This window comes from Aurantimonas manganoxydans SI85-9A1 (assembly GCF_000153465.1).
In the GTDB taxonomy this organism is placed as follows: Bacteria; Pseudomonadota; Alphaproteobacteria; order Rhizobiales; family Rhizobiaceae; genus Aurantimonas; species Aurantimonas manganoxydans.
This window is the reverse complement of record NZ_AAPJ01000019.1, coordinates 1-1,408: the sequence shown is the minus strand read 5'-3', so window position 1 is coordinate 1,408 and position 1,408 is coordinate 1. Positions and strand designations below refer to the sequence as shown.

Genomic DNA, 1,408 nt, shown 5'->3' with positions numbered 1-1,408 from the left:
AATCGGCGTCGAGCCGGCGCCACAGGACGTTGATGGCGCGGGTGCCGTCGACGGTGCGCACATCGACGCGGTCGCCATGCACGACGAGGTCGCCGCCCTCCAGCAGCAGGAGGCCGAGATAGCGGGCGAGATAGGCCTGTTCGTAATAGGTGTCGTTGTGGGGCCCCGGCGTCAGAAGGCCGATGCGCGAGGCGTCGGGCCCGGCCAGCCTGTAGAGGCTGTCGCGGAAACGCTGGAAGAAGCCGGCCAGCCGCTCGACATTCATGTCGCGGGTGAGTTCGGGGAAGGCCTTGGCGGTGGCGACCCGGTTTTCCAGCGCGAAGCCGGCGCCGGACGGCGCCTGTGTGCGGTCGCCCAGGACCCACCAGCGCCCGTCGGGACCGCGGCCGAGATCCATGGCGATGAAGCGGATCAGCGGTTCGCCGGACAGTCCCTGGTCGGCGACGGGGCGCAGGAATTCCGGATTCTGGCCGAGGATCGGGCCGGGCAGGGTGCCCTCGGTGATCAGCCGGCGCTGGCCGTAGAGGTCGGCCAGCAGCCGTTCCAGGAAGTCGGCGCGTTCGACCAGCCCATCCGACAGGGACTGCCACGCCGCCGGATCGAGCACCAGCGGCGGCTGCGACAGCGGCCAGTCGCGCTCGACCTCGCTCGCGTCGCCATAGACCCGGTGGAAGACGCCGGCTTCGCTGAGATATTGCCGGGCGCTGCGGAACCGCGCGTCGCGCTCGCCCTCCGCCATGGTCCCCAAGGCATCGATCAGCGGCCGGTAATGCGGACGCACCGAGCCGTCCCGCGCCAGCATCTCGTCATGGCCGGTGCCGACAAGGGCGGCGTAGCGGGCGAGAGCGGACGCGGGATCACGGAACTGCATGCTTTTTCGCGCTAGTATCCCTACGTCATCTTCGTTTTTCGCGGGCACATGCAGATCCATACCCCCACGATGCTCCTTGTCTTGAGCGCGCTCTGTTTCAGCGCCAGCCTCTGCCATCTGGTCGAGTGGCGGAATCTGCGCGAGAGGGCGCTGCTGTACTGGAGTGCCGGCATGGGTCTGATCGCGCTGGCTGCGGCCACGGCGCCGCTGCGGGTGTTCGAATTCTATGCGGTGGCCATCGGCGGGGCCAATGCGCTGCTGCTCTCAGGCTACGCGCTGCTCTATGTCGGCTTCGCCCGGTTCTGCGATGTGAAAACGAGCCTCTGGTGGTATGCCGGGCCGGTCGTCTGGCTGCTGTTCTACGGGCTGTCCCCGGCGGCAGGGAGCGTCGAGGCCCGGGTCGCCGTGATCTCGACCATTTCCGCCTTCTATTCGCTGGCCATCGCGCTGACCCTGCTCAACCCGACAGCCCGCAGCGGACCGGCCCTGATCCTCAGCGCGGCCTTCGGTGCGCATGGTCTGTTCTGCGCCCTGCGC

Annotated in this window: 2 protein-coding genes; one reads left to right on the top strand and one right to left on the bottom strand. The window is 68.5% G+C overall.

What is annotated here, in order from left to right; all coding sequences use genetic code 11:
- The coding region (locus SI859A1_RS00135; protein ID WP_193352742.1) for a circularly permuted type 2 ATP-grasp protein at window positions 1-871 on the bottom strand (871 nt) is incomplete at its 3' end.
- Between the two features lie 81 nt (window positions 872-952).
- Between SI859A1_RS00135 and SI859A1_RS00130 the strand changes: the two genes are divergently transcribed.
- Window positions 953-1,408 (top strand): hypothetical protein (locus SI859A1_RS00130; RefSeq protein ID WP_040324810.1); only part of this gene is annotated, 456 nt, incomplete at its 3' end.